Annotated in this window: 16 protein-coding genes; 11 read left to right on the top strand and 5 right to left on the bottom strand. The window is 48.1% G+C overall.

Annotated elements, in window-relative coordinates; translation table 11 throughout:
• The first annotated feature begins 1 nt into the window (after nt 1).
• The 4 genes from OIR97_RS12845 (at nt 2) to OIR97_RS12830 (ending at nt 3,838) form a co-directional block, all read left to right on the top strand.
• Nucleotides 2-907, top strand: a complete 906-nt coding sequence (locus tag OIR97_RS12845) for a DnaJ C-terminal domain-containing protein (protein WP_169546108.1) — start codon at nt 2-4, stop codon at nt 905-907.
• Between the two features lie 115 nt (nt 908-1,022).
• The gene (fabI, locus tag OIR97_RS12840; protein ID WP_267177725.1) at nt 1,023-1,847 is read left to right on the top strand and encodes an enoyl-ACP reductase FabI; all 825 of its coding nucleotides are present in this window, start codon (nt 1,023-1,025) and stop codon (nt 1,845-1,847) included.
• A gap of 29 nt (nt 1,848-1,876) precedes the next feature.
• Entirely contained in the window at nt 1,877-2,950 is a 1,074-nt protein-coding gene (gene aroC, locus OIR97_RS12835) for a chorismate synthase (RefSeq protein ID WP_169546107.1), read from the top strand.
• 117 nt (nt 2,951-3,067) lie between these two features.
• Nucleotides 3,068-3,838, top strand: a complete 771-nt coding sequence (locus tag OIR97_RS12830) for a hypothetical protein (RefSeq protein ID WP_169546106.1) — start codon at nt 3,068-3,070, stop codon at nt 3,836-3,838.
• Nucleotides 3,839-3,909: 71 nt separating this feature from the next.
• Here the strand turns inward: OIR97_RS12830 and dusA are convergent, their stop codons facing one another.
• Nucleotides 3,910-4,878, bottom strand: a complete 969-nt coding sequence (gene dusA, locus OIR97_RS12825) for a tRNA dihydrouridine(20/20a) synthase DusA (RefSeq protein WP_169546105.1) — start codon at nt 4,876-4,878, stop codon at nt 3,910-3,912.
• 559 nt (nt 4,879-5,437) lie between these two features.
• Between dusA and OIR97_RS12820 the strand changes: the two genes are divergently transcribed.
• Together OIR97_RS12820 and OIR97_RS12815 are read left to right on the top strand one after the other, a co-directional pair.
• A complete protein-coding gene (locus OIR97_RS12820) occupies nt 5,438-6,046 on the top strand; it encodes a hypothetical protein (RefSeq protein WP_169546104.1) in 609 nt (202 codons plus the stop codon).
• Nucleotides 6,047-6,439: 393 nt separating this feature from the next.
• On the top strand, nt 6,440-7,723 hold the full coding sequence (locus tag OIR97_RS12815) for a PA3715 family protein (RefSeq protein ID WP_169546103.1): 1,284 nt from the start codon (nt 6,440-6,442) through the stop codon (nt 7,721-7,723).
• A 586-nt stretch (nt 7,724-8,309) separates the two neighbouring features.
• Here OIR97_RS12815 and OIR97_RS12810 read toward each other — a convergent pair.
• Genes OIR97_RS12810 through OIR97_RS12800 form a run of 3 tightly spaced genes read right to left on the bottom strand, consistent with a single transcriptional unit; the run spans nt 8,310 to nt 11,176 of the window.
• Nucleotides 8,310-9,005: a TetR/AcrR family transcriptional regulator gene (locus OIR97_RS12810; RefSeq protein ID WP_169546102.1), complete on the bottom strand. Its 696-nt coding sequence runs from the start codon at nt 9,003-9,005 to the stop codon at nt 8,310-8,312.
• Between the two features lie 9 nt (nt 9,006-9,014).
• Nucleotides 9,015-9,803, bottom strand: a complete 789-nt coding sequence (locus tag OIR97_RS12805) for an enoyl-CoA hydratase/isomerase family protein (protein ID WP_169546101.1) — start codon at nt 9,801-9,803, stop codon at nt 9,015-9,017.
• Nucleotides 9,804-9,811: 8 nt separating this feature from the next.
• Entirely contained in the window at nt 9,812-11,176 is a 1,365-nt protein-coding gene (locus OIR97_RS12800; RefSeq protein WP_169546100.1) for a phenylacetate--CoA ligase family protein, read from the bottom strand.
• 206 nt (nt 11,177-11,382) lie between these two features.
• Between OIR97_RS12800 and dctP the strand changes: the two genes are divergently transcribed.
• The 3 genes from dctP to OIR97_RS12785 all read left to right on the top strand — a co-directional run bounded on the left by dctP (nt 11,383) and on the right by OIR97_RS12785 (nt 14,284).
• Entirely contained in the window at nt 11,383-12,399 is a 1,017-nt protein-coding gene (dctP, locus tag OIR97_RS12795) for a TRAP transporter substrate-binding protein DctP (RefSeq protein WP_169546099.1), read from the top strand.
• A gap of 61 nt (nt 12,400-12,460) precedes the next feature.
• Entirely contained in the window at nt 12,461-12,973 is a 513-nt protein-coding gene (locus tag OIR97_RS12790) for a TRAP transporter small permease (protein WP_169546098.1), read from the top strand.
• Nucleotides 12,974-12,976: 3 nt separating this feature from the next.
• Entirely contained in the window at nt 12,977-14,284 is a 1,308-nt protein-coding gene (locus OIR97_RS12785) for a TRAP transporter large permease (RefSeq protein WP_169546097.1), read from the top strand.
• Nucleotides 14,285-15,078: 794 nt separating this feature from the next.
• Here OIR97_RS12785 and OIR97_RS12780 read toward each other — a convergent pair.
• A complete protein-coding gene (locus OIR97_RS12780) occupies nt 15,079-15,537 on the bottom strand; it encodes an Lrp/AsnC family transcriptional regulator (protein ID WP_169546096.1) in 459 nt (152 codons plus the stop codon).
• A 117-nt stretch (nt 15,538-15,654) separates the two neighbouring features.
• Here OIR97_RS12780 and OIR97_RS12775 point away from each other — a divergent pair, with 117 nt between their 5' ends.
• On the top strand, nt 15,655-16,860 hold the full coding sequence (locus OIR97_RS12775; protein WP_169546095.1) for a methionine gamma-lyase: 1,206 nt from the start codon (nt 15,655-15,657) through the stop codon (nt 16,858-16,860).
• A gap of 11 nt (nt 16,861-16,871) precedes the next feature.
• A complete protein-coding gene (locus OIR97_RS12770; RefSeq protein WP_169546094.1) occupies nt 16,872-19,238 on the top strand; it encodes a transketolase in 2,367 nt (788 codons plus the stop codon).
• Nucleotides 19,239-19,293: the final 55 nt, after the last annotated feature.

Genomic DNA, 19,293 nt, shown 5'->3' with positions numbered 1-19,293 from the left:
CATGCAAGACCCTTATAGTGTTCTTGGCGTATCGAAAAGCGCCAGCCAGCAGGAAATAAAGTCGGCTTATCGAAAGCTTGCAAAAAAATATCACCCGGATGCAAATCCAGGGGATGAAAAAATTGCGGACAAATTCAAGTCTGTTTCTGCGGCCTATAATATTGTCGGCGACGAAACATCGCGTGGAAAATTTGATCGTGGCGAAATTGACGCGAATGGCCAGCAACAAGCGCCGTTTGGATTTGGCGGCGGTGGAGGTGGTGGCGGGCGCACCCGTCAGGCCGGTTCAGATTTCTTTGGTGGCGGTGCAGAGGATATTTTCTCTGACATTTTTGGCAATTTCAGACAGGGCGGCCGCCGACAGAATGTTCCGCAAAAAGGGCGCGATAAGATCTTTGCCATTGATGTCTCGTTTGTCGAGGCTGCGATCGGCGGAAAACGCCGCCTTACTTTGGGCGAGGGGGGCAAGACGCTTGACGTCAAGGTTCCTGCCGGCATAACCGATGGAAAGCAGATCCGCCTGAAGGGGCAAGGCGAGCCCGGTGCGTATGGCGGCGGAAATGGCGACATCCTGATCAATGTCTCGGTCAAGGAACACCCGGTTTTTAAACGAGACGGGACGAACGTTATTGTTGAACTGCCGATCAGTTTGCCGGAAGCCGTCTTGGGTGCAAAAGTTGCTGTTCCAACTGTGGACGGGGCTGTGAACCTAAAAATCCCGGCGGGGTCAAATACTGGATCCACCCTACGATTGAAAGGGAAAGGGATTGATGGCAAAACCCGGGGTGATCAACTGGTAAGATTAAAAGTTGTACTTCCTGAAAAACAGGATAAAGAGCTTCAGGACTGGGTGGCGAAATGGTCGGAAGATCATGATTATGATGCCCGATCAAAGTTCGCAAAATAATTGATAACTGACTATTATCGCAAAATAATACCATTTGCTTTTGACTGTTTTTGGTCCGCGCTATAAAAATAGACAAGCAATAGGTTCTTTTTCAAAAAGAAAAGTGGATTGGTGGATGACTGAGCAATTGGGGCTAATGGCAGGAAAGCGGGGTGTGATCATGGGGGTCGCAAACGATAAATCTCTTGCCTGGGGAATTGCGAAAGCACTGAGTGATCATGGGGCGGAAATCGCTTTTACCTATCAGGGCGAAGCTTTGGGAAAAAGAGTGAAGCCGTTGGCTGAAAGTGTCGGTTCCGACCTTGTTCTTGAATGTGATGTGACGGATGACGCCTCGATGGATGGTGTGTTTCAGGCAATTGAGGATAGATGGGGCAAGATTGATTTTCTGGTCCATGCCATTGGCTATTCCGATAAAACCCAGCTGCGCGGAAATTATTCTGATACCACTCGCGACAACTTCTTGATGACGATGGATATCTCGTGTTTCTCGTTTACGGCTGTTGCCAAGCGCGCTGCCCGACTTATGACCGAAGGGGGCAGCATGGTGACGCTGACCTATTACGGCGCAGAACGGGTTGTGCCGCATTATAACGTCATGGGCGTTGCGAAGGCAGCACTTGAAGCATCTGTACGGTATCTTGCCATGGAAATGGGCCGCAATAAAATTCGGGTAAACGCGATCTCTGCGGGACCCATTAAAACTTTGGCGGCCTCTGGTATTGGTGATTTCCGCTACATTCTGAAATGGAACGAATATAACGCGCCGTTGAAGCGCAATGTTACCATTGAAGATGTTGGGGGATCGGCTCTTTACCTGCTGAGCGATCTTGGTTCCGGTGTCTCCGGGGAGACCCATCATGTGGATGCGGGATATCATGTTGTCGGCATGAAGGCTGAAGATGCCCCTGATTTGACCCCTCCTCAAAATAATTCCTGATCTTATTCTAACTCGGGGCGGTTGCCACCATGTCACATAATAGTTTTGGTCATTTGTTCCGGGTAACAACTTGGGGCGAAAGTCACGGCCCAGCGTTAGGTTGCGTTGTTGATGGCTGCCCGTCCCTGATCGATATTTCGGAAAACGAGATTCAGTTCTGGCTGGATAGGCGCCGTCCAGGGCAAAACCGTTTCACAACTCAGCGACGCGAGCCAGATGCGGTAAAGATTTTATCCGGTGTTTTTGAAGGCAAGACAACTGGAACCCCGGTTAGCCTGATGATTGAGAATGTCGATCAGCGATCCAAAGATTATGGGGATATCAAAGAAAAATATCGCCCCGGGCACGCTGATTTTGCCTATCAAACCAAATATGGCATTCGTGACTATCGGGGCGGTGGGCGTTCCAGCGCACGGGAGACCGCAGCCCGTGTTGCGGCAGGAGCCCTCGCACGTAAGGTTCTTGGAGATCAGGTTAAGATCCAGGGATATTTGACCCAAATTGGCGATAAAGTTATTGATCGGACGCGCTTTGATGCTGCCGAAATTGAAAATAACCCCTTTTGGTGCCCGGATTCCACGGCGGCAAAAGAATGGGAAGTTTATCTGGACAGTATCCGAAAAGCAGGCTCGTCAGTTGGCGCAGTGATCGAAGTTGTCGCATCCGGTATTCCTGCCGGGCTAGGGGCACCGATCTATGGAAAACTGGACAGTGATCTGGCAGGTGCAATGATGACCATTAACGCCGTAAAAGGGGTTGAAATCGGAGAGGGATTTTCTGCGGCGGCCCTTACCGGTGAAGGCAATGCAGATGAAATGCGTCAGGGAAATGCAAGCTCACCCCGTTTTATGAGCAATCATGCGGGCGGTATTCTAGGGGGCATTTCAACCGGCCAGGATATCGTGGTACGTTTCGCTGTGAAGCCGACTTCGTCAATTCTGAAGGCACGGGATACGGTTACTATTGCTGGCGAAGACACTGAAATCGTTACCAAAGGACGTCATGACCCTTGTGTTGGCATTCGGGCTGTTCCCGTTGGGGAGGCCATGATGGCCTGTGTGCTGGCGGACCACTTGCTCCGTCATCGGGGGCAGCAGGGATAAATTTGACAATTTGACCAATGCTTAACGTGTTATTAAGCATCTTTCTCTAATTTAACGGAACCAGTACCAGCTTTAGAATGAAGCATACGGGCTCTTGAAAAGAGAAAGGTTGTTTTTATGTCTGATTTAATAGCGGGGTTTGCGGCCTCGTCCTCTTATAGCTCGTTTGCTGAAGCATCGCGCTATTCCAGTCCTTATCGTGGTCTCTCACAAACCTCCACATCATTGGCGCAGGAAGCGTCGTTCAGTTTTGATGCGTTCGTTGCAGAGGATGCCCGGGCACCAGTCGTCTCACTCCCTTTTGGCGAAGGCGATAAATCTTCTGACGATATGATGGAAATGCTGGCGAAAAAGCTTGAAGGGTTTTTGGAACCGTTCGGTAAAAAAGGTGAGGAGCTCGCAGAAATCCTTGGAAAAGCAATGGAAAGTCTATCGGATCTAGTTTCGGATACGGCCGTTGATGCAGCGGCCCTTTCCGTTGACATCCGATTTGCCAGAGTGGAAGAAACCTATAGCCAAGGTGGATATGGTGCGTCTTCTGCTGGAATTTTCAGCGGATTTGCCTTGGAAGTGAGTGTTGCTACGACCACGGTTGATTTTGATCCTGATCGGTCCGCAGTGATTAATATGGAGGGAAGCAAAGTCGAGTTCTCTTCCATGCAGATGATTGAAGGTCATAAACGAGGGGTCTTCCGCCGTGAAGCTGATGCGGTGCGGGAACTTCCAGGCTTTGATCACAAGAAAGCGGAAGAAGCGAAGCAAATCCTTGATTTCTTAAAAGACAATCAGAAACGCGTAGAGGCTTTTTCCCGGCAGGAAGAACATAGTTTTCGACATCAGTTGAAATCCGTATTTAACGGATTTAACCGGTTTAATTCAATTTTTTAGGTTCCTCGTTCAGGGTCCCGAGGTGGAATGGGAGCATTCGCGTATTCGGGATCTTGAGACCCTCGCCGTTGTTAGCGGATTTTTGCAGCCGCTTCTTTTAGGACGGACGGTGTCGCGTCTTTTAGATGCGCGTTCTCAGAAATGTGCCTGCGCCAGGCTTTGGCCCCGGGGCGGCCCTGAAATAAACCTAGCATATGCCGGGTTATAGATTTGAGCGGAACCCCTTTTTTCATCTCACGATCAATATAAGGCAGCATGTTCTGGATAATATCCTGCCGTTCAGGACTTTCATCGGATAGTCCATAATACCGATTGTCGATGGCGGCTAGAAAATACGGATTCTGATACGCTTCCCGACCAATCATGACGCCGTCTACATGGTCTAGATGCACATCGATTTCTTCCAAAGTTGTAATGCCACCATTGATGATGATTTCGAGATCTGGAAAATCTTTCTTTAACTGGTAAACCCGAGGATAATCGAGTGGCGGAATAGTTCTGTTCTCTTTTGGGCTCAATCCGGTCAGCCAGGCTTTACGTGCGTGAATGATAAAGGTTTTACAGCCTGCTGCTGTAACAGTTCCGATAAAATCGACAAGATGTTGATAGCTGTCCAGATCATCAATGCCGATCCGGTTTTTGACAGTCACAGGAAGGGTCGTCGTATCTTTCATTGCTTTGACGCAGTCTGCAACGGTGTTGGGCTCTGCCATGAGGCAGGCACCGAAGCGCCCATTTTGAACCCGATCCGAAGGGCAGCCAACGTTCAGGTTAATTTCCTGATAGCCATATCGATCGCCGATCGCGGCACATTTTGCTAAATCTGCAGCATTGCTGCCCCCCAGTTGCAGGGCAACGGGCTGCTCCGCAGGATCAAAGCTTAGATGCCGGGCTTCATCACCAAATAAAATGGCGCCTGTTGTGACCATCTCGGTATAAAGAAGAGCCTTGCTGGAGATCAACCGAAGGAAATAACGATCATGCCGGTCCGTCCAGTCCAGCATGGGAGCAATACTTATGGTGCGATCAAGTTTGGTCATACAGAATACCTCAGAAGCTTACTGCCACAGATATAATGAATTTACACAAACAGAAAAGTAAAAACTGAGTTGCGTATCTCGTCCATAATTCGACTTGTTACATGTTCTTGAGATAAAAGAGCGGGTTCGAAGGTTTAAGACTCATTTTTCGGCAAAAAGCTGTAAGCAGAATACAAATACCCTATTCACCATTTCTGGCTGCGTTTCTGTGAAACGGAAACCACAATCGTTACCAACATGCGCAATTTGTGGCGGGTACATTGGTCCGCGGGGTGCGTTCGGGCAGGGGGATTTTGATATGAAAGGGGTCATGCAATCGAGAGCCCGTGAATTAAAGCTGAGGTTGTAACTGCAATCGCATAATTATTCTTTTAGTGTATATGGTAAATTCTGGATTCTGTGTCGGAAACGTATGCGTGTTGCAAATAAATAATAACTAGAACAATTTTTTATACGTATACTTTTCGCGATAATGCGCATGTATTCGTTGTATTTTAGATATTTTTTGATACCCTTGATTGTGAATGAATAAATTACTCTTACTGAACGCTAACGCCTGATGGAAGTACTCATCGTTATCTTTCTGATCTTTTTGCTGATCAGTGTTTTATTACTTGCTCTGCGGCTCCTTAAGTGGATTTTGCGAGATAAAATGAGATCGCAGTTATTTTGCGTGTTACTGGTAATTGGTTTCGTTGGGGTAGGGGGCCACCACTTTTTTTTAAAGAATATGCTGTTCATACAATCAGAAGTTTATCCTGACCTTTATTTGATTAAATATCCTGAAAATGATCAATCTGTCCTCCATCAAGCGATCCAAGACACCGTAAAGCATCACTTTAGCAAGAGGGGGGCGGCTGGTAAAAAACTGGCTTATGAAAACGAAAATGCCATTTTCTTTTATGAATATTATAAAGCGTTTCCCTTGAGTGTATTCCAGGATGAAGGGACAGCCTATTTTCTGGACAACGAAGAGGATCTGGGCGGCCTCGTTACTGAAGAAATAGGTATGTACACACAGTACAAGCTGGCAGAATTTGCATATGTGCGCTGTAAAGATGAGGTGACTCTATACTGTGGTGAGTTGAGGTTTTTCAATGAAAATGGTGTCGTTAAATCCGTTGGCATTTCCAATATCACGACTTTAATTGAAGCCGTTGTCCAATGAAAACGGAGCAAAGAGCAATGGCGGAAAGCACGATATTTTGAAGAGGGTCCTTGAATACGTTCTCTGGGCCTTGGTCGCTCAGCTTCTTGGTATCGGGTATATGTACCTGGTTCTAGGTTCGGCGCCAGAAGACACAAGCCTTCTTACATTTATTGTCTCCAAAATATATTTTATTGGCCTGTTTCAGGTAGGTGGCACCATAGGGGCAATACTAGCCGTTGTGTTTATACTTTTCGATATGTTTTATCTTAAAAGGAGATGGCAGTCTTCTCGTCAATTTTTTAAAATACGCGCGCTTTCAATGTTAATTATTTTGGTTGTTTTAAGCGCATTGCACTACCTTCTCGAAAAAACTTTTGATGTGATATGACCTTGAAATACATACGAACTTTGATGGTCATTTTGGCTCTTGTGGCTTTTGTTCAAAATCAGCAAAGCTCAATCGAGGAAGCACAGGCGGCAGTTGAACATGCAACTGACACTATCAGAATAGAGGGGGAGAGTGGGGCGAGTTTATCTGATTTTCAAAAAGCGATTACCGCAATGGAGGAGAGAGACTTGCCGATAATCGAGACGGCATCCTTCGACAGTTTCATTGACGCAGATGACGTAAACCCCATCGACGACCGCCTCTTGAAAATTGAAACCTTGTATCCTGATTTCTACGAAGAAGAAGACAGGTATCGGGCACTGGCTTCCTACAGGGTGGTCTTTTCACCTGACTTCCATTCGGTAGTGGTTACCTATAAATCAGGCGAGCACAAGATGGAAACTAGCCTGATCAACTATGATTCGGGCGGCAATATTCTTGACTATCAACTGATTGCATATGATGAGATTGCGGAAGGCCTGATCCAAATAAAATCCAGACTGCGTGAAAACGCGATAACGACCCATCGTATTTCCTCGGAATTGGTCAAAGAAATAGAAGAGCAAAAGTTTGTTATTAACATCGACGGTACTATTGATAAAACAGACTCACGAAAGCTGAGCGATAGCATCGCGGATTATACGTTGATATTACCCGTTTTAAATGAGCTCAAGATTGACCCGCTAGCAGTTAAAACAGAACTGATTGCATCCAAATTTAACTCACAAAATCCTAATGAAGTGATTGTTGCCATACCCGAGATCGTAGAAGAGGGAGAGCAGTATTTTAAACTCGATAGCCATATTGTTCTTGTTAACAATCGTTCCGGCGTAATAACCCATAAATATTTTGAAAGCGGCCAAACAAACCAATGGGTTTCAGATGCTATAGAACTCAAAGAAATCAGGATTGATACGGCACCTTACCGTATGGCCGATGAATTGCGCGCTTTCGGTGTACGTGTGCGCTATTCCGGTATGTCGCGGGTGAACCCGTATGAAAGCGAGACCCTCTCGCTTTTCATCAAATCGGGTGACAGGTTAAATAAAGTGCTTAACGCATATCCCATGAAGAAATCCGTTGGTGAATGGAATGGGGATTGTGAAGGTGAGTTTACAGATACCGAAAGTATTTTGTATATGGCAGATAAAAAATCAAACGGCCTGTCCAATCTAAAAATAAAGAACCGTATTGTAAAAATTAAAAGCCAGGTAAATGAAAAAGCGGAATGTAATGCCGAAGAGACGGAAGCGTATAGCCTGAAAGAATTGATATTCAACGGAGTTGACTATCAACCAGTTAACTAGGTTTCTAAATGGTTGCAAGACAGGTGTAAATAATATCAATCTTTCTCAGGATGTTTGATTATTTGAAGTATCGAAAAAACTGAATACGCACATCATGATGAAAAACTTGTTGCTCCAATCATCATACATACCCCTGAAACCACTTTGCAGATATGGAGCCAACGCTGAGAGGTCAGTTATACAAAAATCAGTTGATTTATTCGGACGGCTTTTGTTATTGCTCAAGAGAATATTGGTAACAAAAACCTAGGCGTCCTTTCTAGTGTGACCAAATGTGTATCAAGAAGAATAAATATCAATTAAATCAATTATTTACGTTAACAATCCGCCCGGTTTAACAGGGGGGAATGCTAACGTTGTGGTCAATTGATTTGATAGTTTTTTGTGGTTTTCAGTCATTTGTTACACCTCACAGATGACGTTTTTAAGCAGTATGTACAATACATCCCCAAGTTCGTGCTACCCCATAGATTTGATATGAGCTTGTGCGCATATCCGCTTGCCTGGAGATATTCCTCATTCACTTAGTACATTATTGGAATGAAGGTATTGTCTAATATACGTCAAATGGTCCGACTTTTGCGTTCTACTTTTGGTATTTGACAAATGCGCTTTCCCACAAAGCACTGGTTGTCCTGGCAATATGATGAGGCGTCGGAAAGAGTTCTATAAGATTGGGCATTTGTTCAATATAGATTTGTTTGCACAGCTCTTCTGACATGGCGCGCAGGCCATGCAGTTTTTGGCGGAGTTCTGTTTCCTCTTCTGTGCTTTTTGGCTCGCCCAAATGGCGGATCAGGCTCTTATACTGTTTTTCGTGCCAGTTTTTTTCTCGTTCAAATCGAAGTTTTCTAAAATCTGGCTCTACATCATGCAGTTGATAAAAACTCCTGAGCAGGCCACTGTTTTTCTCATGCAGGTCCGCATAATAAAACTCAGCAAAGAAAATGCGCTCATTCCATTTTGGGCCACCGACTGAAAACTGTGGGCGATACAGTTCAAGGAGGGTATTTCGAAAATCACTTAATACTTGCAGCGCAATATCGATTTTGTTTTCAAAATAAATGTAAAACGTACCGCGTGCCGCCCCCACCTGTTTGACAATTTTAGCAATGCTCAGGTTATGAAAACCTTCACCCTGAAGAATTTCCGCTGCCGCCAGCATCAACATATGTTTTCGCTTTTCACCACGACCTGCATCGGTGTCATCTTCGATCCGTTCTTTCAGGATGTCGATATAGCTACGAGCAGAGAATTCGGTAAGCGATACTTTTTCATTCATCGTTTTTGATCAGCTTCCAGTGAAAGTGGGGCGACGTTTCTCAAGAAATGCGTTGATGCCCTCAACGAAGTCTTTTGAATACATGGTTTTATTTCTGAACTCCAAGCCTTTTTCCAAAACAGCCTGGCGTTCCTCTGTTCTTTGTGCCCAGAGTAATTTTTTATGAGCCTGTAATGCAAGAGGGGCTTGTTGTGTCATCGCCCTGGCTATTTTCAAGGCCCGTGGCAGGAGTTCAACGCGGTCAACCACTTCATGCAAGAACCCACTGCGAAGCCCCCAATCCGCGTCCAGATGGCCGCCGTAAAGCAGAGAGTAAGTCGCTTGGGACAAACCCATCTGATCCATCAAGAGGATAGGGAGGGTGACAGCGGAAATCCCGATTTTGGCCTCTGGCAGAGAAAAGAGGGTATCTGCGGTCGCGATGCGAATATCTGCCCATGCAGCCAGTGCCATTCCCTGGCCCACACAGTATCCAAACCCTGCCCAGATGACTGGTTTTCCGCCAAGATCATCGAGCATAAAGTTGAGTTCAAACTGATTGCTATCCTGATAATTGCCCGTGGATAGGAGATCGCCGCCAGCCTCGATATCAAAACCGGCGCTGAAGGCTTCCGCACCATTTGCCGTAATGACGCAAACCGCGGCATCTTCATCCTTTTTAAAACGCGCGATCATTTCGTTAAAACTGGCGAAGACAATTTTGCTAAATGTGTTCATCCTTTCAGGACGATTGAGGGTGATAATGGCTACTCCATCCTGCACCTCATACAGAACTTCTGCTGATTGTGTTTCTGACATTGGGTGCCTCAATATTCCTTGATGAAAACTTGTTGTTTCTGGTTCTTGTCTTGCTGAAAAGCGTCAAGTGTGCCGCTCGCCTGTAAGGTAATCTGGCATTTGAACCGTAATTCTTTTGAAATTACTGCTGACATTTCGGCGGCTAGGTTTTTTGAAGTTTCGTCAGGCAAGCCTGTGCCGAGCTCAACTCGAATCTCAAGCGGAGGCTCTTGCACCGGTGGTTTTGACGTTAGGACGACCCGCATGTTATTGGTGACGCCACGATCACCAAAGCGGCTGACAATTGCTTTAATAGCGGCGGGAAAAACATTCACCCCGCGCACCAGCAGCATATCGTCTGTCCGACCTTCCACATGGTATCTGAGGGTGTCGCGGCCGCAGGCGCATGGGCCCCGGTGAAGTGCAAAGCGATCGCCAGAGCGAAAACGGATGGCTGGTGCGCATTCCTTATCAAGAGCAGTATAAACGGCTTCACCACTCACACCGTCTTCGAGAGGGAGTAACTCCCCGGTTGTCGGGTCGATAAGCTCCAGATGGACAAAGTCTTCAGCCAGAAAATGCAGGCCGGTGTTATGGTCGCAATTGAAAGAGGAGAAGAAACTGGAATGCATGGCGCCAATACCATCATAAATTTTCACACCACCCCATAGTCTTGAGATTTCTTCACGGACTTCCTGAATAGAACCTCCGGGCTCACCAGCAAGTAGAACCCTTTCAAAACCAAATTCAGCTGGATCGATACCATATTTATTTTGAAGCTCTTTGGCCATCCAAACTGCATATGAAGGAGTGCAATTCAATTGTTTTGGCATCACTGATTTTGCAGTAATCGCGAACCGCTCCGCCCCGCTCGTGCCGCCAATCGGGACGACACAAAGACCTGCCATTTGCATTATGTCTACAACTGGCACTCCTGCGATCCACATGGAAAGTACAAAGGCATGCATCACGATATCACCGGGTTTGGCGTTCATGATCGGCATCGCCCGGCGCATAATTTCTGCTGTGACCTCACTGTCGTTTTGTGTGTAGCCGGTAAAAGTCGGGTTGCCTGTGGTGCCTGATGTAGAGCTGATCCGCTGAACATCTCTTGGGTCACATGCGATATGCATTCCAAGGGCAGTCAGCCCCTTTTTCTGGCTTTCCGCCTGACTAGCACGTTCCTGATTTTTGTCAAAAAATGGAACATCTTTCAGATCTTCAGGGCGCTTCAACATTTCAGGGCGAAAACCAACGAGATCAAATCTTTCCTTATGGAATGGAGAGTTGTCATACACTCTCTGGATTTGTTTTTTTAGTTTTCCAAGCTTTAATTCTTCCAGGGCCCTTCTGTCTGTAAAGCCCTGTTCCATATGGTAAATATTTGCATTCATTAGAATTTTTCAACTCTCCTGTTCGGCGGTTTACAGTGTCATTTACACGAAAATGACACTGGCGTCATGTTTTTAATTGACCAGACATGACATTCGTGTCATGTATGATGCTGAGCTGACAGAATGAAGTCAATAGTCAATCTGAAAAGTTGATAACAAGTCAGGCTCATCTCGGGAGTTCCTTCTATTTGTGGAGAAGATAAGTAATGTTTCGTAAAGTTGGTGTTGCTTTAGCTGGTTTGTCTGCCGCGTTGCTTGCCGCGCAATCCGTATATGCAAAAGAATTGGATTTTGCGCATTTTCTGCCAGAGAAATTTCCACCGAACAAAGCTGAACTTGCTTTTGCAGAAGCCTTGGAGCAAGGGACAGGCGGCGAATATAAAATCAAACTGCATTTCGGAGGATCTCTTGGCGGTCAGAAAGAGATGCTGGACTTCGTTGCAAATAATGTTGTTGGCATTGCTTCGTTCCCAACGAACCACTACGCCTCACAGTTCCCGGCATATGAAGCGTTTGGAATGTCCCTGTTGTTTGAAAATCAGGAGCAGGTTGCCGCGCTCTACAAGAAAGCGTTACAAACGCTTCCTCTAACCCGTAGAACATATGAAAAGGCGGGCGTTACGCCCTTTATGTTCCGTGGCTTGGATCCATATGTGCTGTTGTGTAACAAGCCGGTTGAAAAAGTCGCGGATCTGCAAGGCCTTAAAATTCGAACATTTGGTGCCTTCATCCCTAAAGTATTCAAAGAGTTGGGAGCCGTGCCAGTTAATACGCTGACCCATGAAGTTTACGAGGCAATGCAGCGCGGCGTCGTTGATTGTGCATACTTCTCCCGTGTGGCTCATCTCGTCTTTAAAATCCACGAAGTTGCAAAATATTATGTTGATTACGAATTTGGTGCGGTAAGTTCTTACCTTGCTTATATCAATAACGATCTTCTGAATGAAATGTCAGAGGATCAGAAGAAAGCGTTTTGGGCTGCCTCTGATAAAGGTGAAGTAACAGGCAATAAAGTTGTAACGACCTTGCAAGGTAAGGCAGATCAACTATTCAGTAGCAAGCTGACCAAAATCACGATTTCGGATAGCCACCTGATTAAAGAGAAATTTTCGCCTAAATGGCTCCTGGGGCAATATGTTCAATCCACCGCCAAATTTGGTCCGGATGCTGAAGCCGTAGCGAAAGAGGTGGAAGCTTTCCTTGTAAAAGAGCTAAAACTCTAGTCGGTTTATTGCATTATGAAAATGGTCCGCAAGACGGGCCATTTTTTAATTTTGGATTATTATGATGCTGTTGCGAACTCTTGATTGGTTGGTAGACAAGTCAGGAACTTTATCTGCCATCTGCGCACTGATGATGGCCGGACTGGGGACGTTGGATGTGCTGGCAATGTCTTTGTTTAATGCCCCGATTACCGGAACCATCGAATTTTCAAGCATGTTACTGGTTAGCTGTCTCTTCCTTGCCATGCCAATGGCGGCAAAAGACGACGACAATATTTCCGTAGATTTGCTGATTAACGCTGTCCCGGTAACATTTCGCCGATTGTTATCGGCCTTTAACAATATTTGCACAATCGGCTTTTTCGCAATCCTGACGTTTCTCAGCTGGAAGTTGGCCATGAAGGGCTTGGAGAAAGGCGACGTCATGACAGGTGCCATCAATTTTGAGCTTTGGCCGTTTAAATTGCTTGCAGCCGTTGGCGCGACATTGGCTTTGATGGCTTTGTCTGCTCGTTTGATCCGTGAGCTGAGCCCGAAATCACGTAAACAATATACCCCTTCTGCGGAGAGTTAAGATATGGACGCGATATTGTCAGGTGGATTGGGTATCCTCTCGCTTATTGTTCTTATTTTCACGGGAATGCCCATTGGGGCTGCATTATTTACAGTGGGAGCCGTCGGACTTAGTCTTCAATTTGGAGTTGCAAAAGCGACAATCATTCTTTTCGGTATGCCGTTCGAGGTTGCCTCAAACTACTCTCTTGTTGTTGTGCCGATGTTTATTCTGATGGGGCTTGTGGCTTCCAATGCAGGGCTGATGCGGGATATGTTTGATGCTGCCCATAAATGGCTGGCCGGTCTGAAAGGCTCCTTACTTATGTCAACGGTGGCTTCTTCTGCGGCTTTTGCGGCAGTATCTGGAAGCACTATTGTGAATTCTGCGGTGTTTACACGGATTGCGTATCCAGAGATGACACGCCTTGGCTACAACAAAGGACTGGCAGGGGGCGTGATCGCTGCATCTGGCACGCTCGCGGCTTTTATTCCGCCGTCTATCACTTTTGTTATCTATGCATTGCTGACCCAGCAATCTGTTGGGAAACTTCTTCTTGCCGGTATTATTCCTGGCACTATTACTGTCGTCGGATACATCGTCGGTATCATGATCATCGCCCGCGTGAAACCGGACTGGGTGCCTCAGCATTCTGAAAAATATAGCTGGGGTGATAAGTTTTCCTCATTGAAGCCTATTTGGGCAGTTTTGCTGCTGTCGTTTATTGTTATCGGTGGGATTTACACCGGCACAGTTCCGCCTTCCGCTGCGGGTAGTGTCGGCGCGGTTGGAGCAATTCTGATTGTTCTGATGATGAAGCGGCAGAATGGCGGTGATATTTGGGAAGCGATTAAGGCGACCGTGAAAATCTCTGCTGTTCTTGCCGTTATCGTGATCGGTGGGCTCACATTCTCACGCTTTCTGGTATTCTCCGGATTTGTGCGCGAAGCAATCAGTTTGATCACAGATTTGGGATTGGGAAATGCAGGTTTCCTGTTCGCGATGGTGGTTCTGTTCCTGATCCTTGGGATGTTTCTGGATAGCCTTGCGATCCTGATTATGGCAGCAGCTGTTCTGGTTCCGGTTGCCGACAATATGGGCTTTGATCCCATTTGGTTTGCCGTCATCGTAGTCAAGTTGATGGAAGTCGGGGTAATCACTCCGCCAGTAGGGATCAATTTGTTTGCGGTGGTCAGTGCCTCGGATAAAGACTTAAAACTCACCACACTCTATAAAGGGATTACGCCTTTGTTCCTGATCGAACTGGTTGTTCTGTATGTCCTGATACAATTCCCAATCCTGTCTACATGGCTACCAAATAGCATGTCATAACAAGATGTTTAATAAAGGTTGGTTTGCTTCTGACTTAACTTCATGCCCGAGACGTTTGTTTCGGGCCTGTATTTTTGCAGGTCGGTGGCATAATTCTACGCAGAGAAGGAATATCGAAGTGGAGGATTTACTTTCAATTGCGCACTTGTTCTTTTTGACCCGAAAAAATTTCATTTCCGTCAAATCTCCATAAAAACATGCCGTCCAGTCCAGCATGGGGGCGATGAATATTGTTCTGTCCGGTTTCGTAACAGTAAATGTCTCAAAAACTTACGGCCACTGATTGAATGAATGTACGAAACCAGAAAAGAAAAAAACTCAACTGATCTGGTCGTTTGTAAATCGTTTAAGTTTCAGGATTACGGGTGGGTGCACAGTCGGGTGCACAGTCGGGTGCACAGTCGAAATTAATGATGGCTTTAAGAAAAGCATGACAGTAGGGGAAGTCCCGCGGGACTGGAAACTAGCCAGGGTATGGGCAAAGGCCAACGACAAAGGGTGTCCGTTCATTGATCGGTAATGCGTCCCTTAACTGGCTTTGATTAATCAGGATCTGTGAAGATGCGGTCAACATCCCCTTTTTAATCCGTTACAACAATGCCGTTGCCAAAACACAGGAGGCAGTGGAGGCCTTGCTTTGTGAAGCCTGAAGAGCTGGCGCCTTGGCGGACGTCAGTTCTTCCAGGTTTGTTATGGCCTGTCGTTTAGGGGTTTAAGTGTGGCAAGGGCGGACAAGAAAGACGGGCACGGTGAATTTAATAAACTACACCAGCCGCCCATTCCAAGCCGTTCCATTATTTCAGGGGCGGGAAGACCGCTGTCTTTTTGACCGTACCATATACGAAGCTGGTGTCGATGGATGCGATGCACCCGATCGGATGGATGCGGTTACGGATGAACGTTTCGTAACTGTCGAGATCGGCGACCACGACGCGAAGCTGATAGTCTGTCTGCCCCGTCAAGACGTGACATTCAAGCACTTCGTCTAACGCCTTGATGCGGGCTTCAAAATGTTGAACGTCTTTTTCATTGTGCCGTTCGAGCTTTATCCTGACAAAGACCGTCACGGGAAGTCCGTAGGCGGCGGCATCGGCACTGGCGGCATACCCCAGAATGGCGCCGCGGGCTTCAAGGTTGCGTATCCGGCGCAGGCAGGGGGACGGCGATAGATTTACGAGTTCAGCAAGCTCCTGATTGGTCATTCGCCCGTTTTTTTGAAGTGCGCGGATTATCTGTCGGTCTTTGTTGTCCATAAGGTTCCTTTTTTGGCATATTATGTCAATTTGGTATCAAAAGTTGGCATAAGTGGCAATAAAATACTGTGATTAGTGTGGTAATATGTTTCCATATTCAAACGAAGGATGACAACAATGACCAACACTCTGAAGGGCTTTGCCTCCCGTGCTATTCATCATGGCTACGATCCACTGGACAACGAGGGGGCCTTGACGCCGCCACTCCATTTGACCTCAACTTTTGCGTTTGAGTCAGCCGAAGCAGGTGCAGAGATGTTCGCCGGAGAGAGACAAGGTCATGTCTATTCCCGGATTTCAAACCCGACACTGGATCTTTTAGAACGCCGCGTGGCCAAGCTCGAAGGGGCAGAAGCGGGGTTGGCCCTGTCCTCTGGAATGGGGGCGATTACAGCAACGCTTTGGACCATTCTCAGTCCGGGTGACGAACTGATCGTGGATGAAACGCTTTACGGATGCACTTTTGCCTTCATGCGTCATGGGCTCGCCAAATGGGGGGTGAAGATCACTCATGTCGATCTGACCGATCCGGCGAACCTGTCGGCTGCTGTCAGTGAAAAGACCCGCGCAGTTTATTTTGAAACACCCGCTAATCCGAACATGCGTTTGGTTGATATTCGTGCCGTTAGCGCGATCGCTCATGATGCGGGTGCCTTGGTTGTTGTCGATAACACCTACGCAACCCCTTACCTGACCCGCCCGATTGAGCTGGGAGCTGACCTTGTGGTGCACTCCGCCACTAAATATCTGGGCGGGCACGGTGACCTTGTCGCCGGTCTGGTGGTTGGGGGGCAGGAGCAGATCAGCGAAATACGGCTCATTGGCATGAAAGATATGACCGGTGCCGTTATGGCCCCTTTCAATGCCATGTTGATCTTGCGGGGATTAAAGACGCTTGCCCTTCGGATGGATCGTCACTGTGCTTCCGCGATGGAAACAGCCCTTTGGCTGGAAGCGCATCCTGCCATTGGTACGGTATATTATCCCGGGCTGAAGAGTTTTGCTCAGTATGAGCTCGCCACGCAGCAGATGGCCAATCCGGGCGGAATGATCGCCTTTGAACTGAAGGGCGGAATGCAGGCGGGAAAGGATATGATGAACCGCCTTGAAATGATCGGGCGGGCAGTTTCTTTGGGAGATGCTGAAACCCTTATCCAGCACCCGGCTTCCATGACCCATTCGACCTATACGCCGCAAGAGCGTCAAGCCCATGGCATTAGCGACGGGTTGGTCAGGCTATCTGTGGGGCTGGAAGATCCGGCTGATATATTTGCAGATCTGGAACAGGCTCTGCCTCGGGATATGAAGCAAACCGCAGCATAAGGACGCGCAAGATGATCGCCAAAACCAAGCATCTCAAGACCATAGAACAGCGTCTGTTGTGGCTTTCGCACTGGACAATTCATCACGCTAACCACATTCGTCCCAAAATTGATGGAATCAAGGTCGGCGGACATCAGGCCAGTAGCGCGTCCATGGTGTCGATCATGACGGCCCTTTATTTCTCGGCGCTTCGCCCTGAGGACAGGGTGGCTGTGAAGCCCCATGCCAGCCCTGTCTTCCACGCGATGCAGTATCTCATGGGAAACCAGACCCGCGAGAAACTGGAGAATTTTCGTGGCTTTGAGGGGGCGCAGAGTTATCCCAGCCGAACCAAGGATATTGATGACGTTGATTTCTCGACTGGCTCGGTCGGTCTTGGTGTTGCCATCACCTCCTTTGCGTCGTTGATGCAGGATTATATTGCTGCGAAATCCTGGGGGAAGGGGGCGCCTTTTGGTCGGATGGTCGCGCTTGTGGGCGACGCCGAGCTTGACGAAGGGAACGTTTATGAAACCTTGCAGGAAGGTTGGAAGAACGATCTGCGGAACTGTTGGTGGATTATCGACTATAACCGGCAGTCGCTTGATGGTGTTGTCCGTGAAGGGCTGTTTGGTCGGATCGAAAAAATCTTCGATGCGTTTGGATGGGACGTGGTGCGCGTGAAGCATGGCTCCCTCCAGCGCGCGGCGTTTGCCGAACCGGGCGGTGATAAGTTGCGGGCGTGGATTGATGCCTGTCCAAATCAGGAATTTGCGGCACTTACCTATATGGGAGGTGAGGTGTGGCGTCAGCGTTTGATGGATGATCTTGGTGATCAGGGAGATGTGAGCGAGCTTTTGGGGCGGCGCAGTGATGAGGAACTGGCTGCATTAATGGAAAATCTTGGGGGCAACTGTGTAGAGACCATGGCCGAGGTTTTTGCCAGGATTGATCATGACCGCCCTGTTTGCTTTCTGGCCTATACCGTGAAAGGGTGGGGGACACCAATCGCCGGGCATAAGGATAACCACGGAGGCCTGATGAATGTCCCTCAGTTTAAGGACTGGCAGGCTCATATGGGTGTGGATGAAGGACAAGAGTGGGAACCCATCGCCGGAGTGGAGGACCCGGGCGCCCTTCGTGCGTTTCTGTCGGATGTACCATTTTTCGCAAAAGGTGCCCGCCGATATTGCGACGAACAGATCGACGTGCCCCGGATCGACAGCATCACCGATCGCGAGATATCCACTCAAGCAGCCTTTGGCAAAATTCTTGACGGCCTTGGCAAGACCGGCGGGACGATGGCCGATCGAATTCTGACGATGTCACCCGATGTCACCGGCACAACAGGTCTGGGGTCATGGGTTAATCGCCGTAAACTTTTTGCCCGCACTGCACAGGCGGATGCGTTCATCGAGCATCGCATCCCATCAACCGCGAAATGGGAATTTACACCTGAGGGTCAACATCTTGAACTCGGTATCGCCGAGATGAACCTGATGCTTCTTCTAGGGGCTGCGGGCCTCTCGCATAGCCTTTTTGGCAAGCGAGTAATACCTGTTGGAACTCTATACGATCCGTTTGTCAGCCGTGGGCTGGATGCTCTTAATTATGCTTGCTATCAGGATGCACGTTTTCTTTTGGTCGGAACGCCTTCTGGTGTGACATTGGCGCCCGAAGGCGGTGCACACCAATCCATCGGGACTCCTTTGATCGGGATGAGCCAGGACGGTTTGGCGGCCTTTGAACCTGCTTTTGCCGATGAACTGGCGGTGATCATGGAATGGGCGTTTGACTATTTACAGCGCGAGGGCGAGGGTGATCCGGATGAGCGGACATGGTTGCGGGATGAGACGGGGGGTGCGGTTTACCTGCGTTTGTCAACCAACCCGATCGAACAGCCGGGGAAACGGGGGGACAGTGCGTTCCGCCAAGGGGCGATCGATGGCGCTTACTGGCTAAGGCAGCCGGGGCCGAATTGCGAAGTGATCATTGCATATCAGGGCGTGGTGGCACCCGAAGCGATCAAGGCTGCGGGACGTCTGGCGGAAGGCCGCCGTGACATAGGTGTTCTGGCCGTTACCTCCGCCGATCGTCTGAACGCGGGTTGGACCGCAGCACAACGTGCCCGTTCACGTGGGCAGGAGGGGGCCAGCTCCCATATTGAAACGCTGCTGCAGGACATACCTGCACATTGCCGTATCGTCACTGTGATAGACGGTCACCCGGCGACCTTGGCGTGGCTCGGGTCGGTTCTGGGTCACCAGACGATCCCACTCGGGGTTGAGCATTTTGGACAAACCGGAACCATTGGTGATGTGTATAAGCACTATGGGATTGACGCGAGCTCAATCATTAAAAAGGTCAATGCCTTAACCGCAGGTCGCCCACTCTATTAAAGGAACAGGCAAGGGTGCATTACAGAATAAAAGAGTTTCCCGAAAGGCCAGCAAT

It is taken from the genome of Sneathiella aquimaris (genome assembly GCF_026409565.1).
Lineage (GTDB): Bacteria > Pseudomonadota > Alphaproteobacteria > Sneathiellales > Sneathiellaceae > Sneathiella > Sneathiella aquimaris.
This window is presented reverse-complemented; position numbering and strand designations above follow the sequence as displayed.

Bases quoted from the DNA above. Each gene is read 5' to 3' on its own strand.
- OIR97_RS12810 (WP_169546102.1), bottom strand. From the start codon at position 9,005: ATGAATGAAAAAGTATCGCTTACCGAATTCTCTGCTCGTAGCTATATC.
- OIR97_RS12770 (WP_169546094.1), top strand. From the start codon at position 16,872: ATGATCGCCAAAACCAAGCATCTCAAGACCATAGAACAGCGTCTGTTG.
- OIR97_RS12845 (WP_169546108.1), top strand. From the start codon at position 2: ATGCAAGACCCTTATAGTGTTCTTGGCGTATCGAAAAGCGCCAGCCAG.
- OIR97_RS12820 (WP_169546104.1), top strand. From the start codon at position 5,438: ATGGAAGTACTCATCGTTATCTTTCTGATCTTTTTGCTGATCAGTGTT.
- OIR97_RS12800 (WP_169546100.1), bottom strand. From the start codon at position 11,176: ATGAATGCAAATATTTACCATATGGAACAGGGCTTTACAGACAGAAGG.
- OIR97_RS12780 (WP_169546096.1), bottom strand. From the start codon at position 15,537: ATGGACAACAAAGACCGACAGATAATCCGCGCACTTCAAAAAAACGGG.
- OIR97_RS12805 (WP_169546101.1), bottom strand. From the start codon at position 9,803: ATGTCAGAAACACAATCAGCAGAAGTTCTGTATGAGGTGCAGGATGGA.
- dusA (WP_169546105.1), bottom strand. From the start codon at position 4,878: ATGACCAAACTTGATCGCACCATAAGTATTGCTCCCATGCTGGACTGG.
- fabI (WP_267177725.1), top strand. From the start codon at position 1,023: ATGACTGAGCAATTGGGGCTAATGGCAGGAAAGCGGGGTGTGATCATG.
- OIR97_RS12830 (WP_169546106.1), top strand. From the start codon at position 3,068: ATGTCTGATTTAATAGCGGGGTTTGCGGCCTCGTCCTCTTATAGCTCG.
- dctP (WP_169546099.1), top strand. From the start codon at position 11,383: ATGTTTCGTAAAGTTGGTGTTGCTTTAGCTGGTTTGTCTGCCGCGTTG.
- OIR97_RS12815 (WP_169546103.1), top strand. From the start codon at position 6,440: ATGGTCATTTTGGCTCTTGTGGCTTTTGTTCAAAATCAGCAAAGCTCA.
- OIR97_RS12790 (WP_169546098.1), top strand. From the start codon at position 12,461: ATGATGCTGTTGCGAACTCTTGATTGGTTGGTAGACAAGTCAGGAACT.
- OIR97_RS12775 (WP_169546095.1), top strand. From the start codon at position 15,655: ATGACCAACACTCTGAAGGGCTTTGCCTCCCGTGCTATTCATCATGGC.
- aroC (WP_169546107.1), top strand. From the start codon at position 1,877: ATGTCACATAATAGTTTTGGTCATTTGTTCCGGGTAACAACTTGGGGC.
- OIR97_RS12785 (WP_169546097.1), top strand. From the start codon at position 12,977: ATGGACGCGATATTGTCAGGTGGATTGGGTATCCTCTCGCTTATTGTT.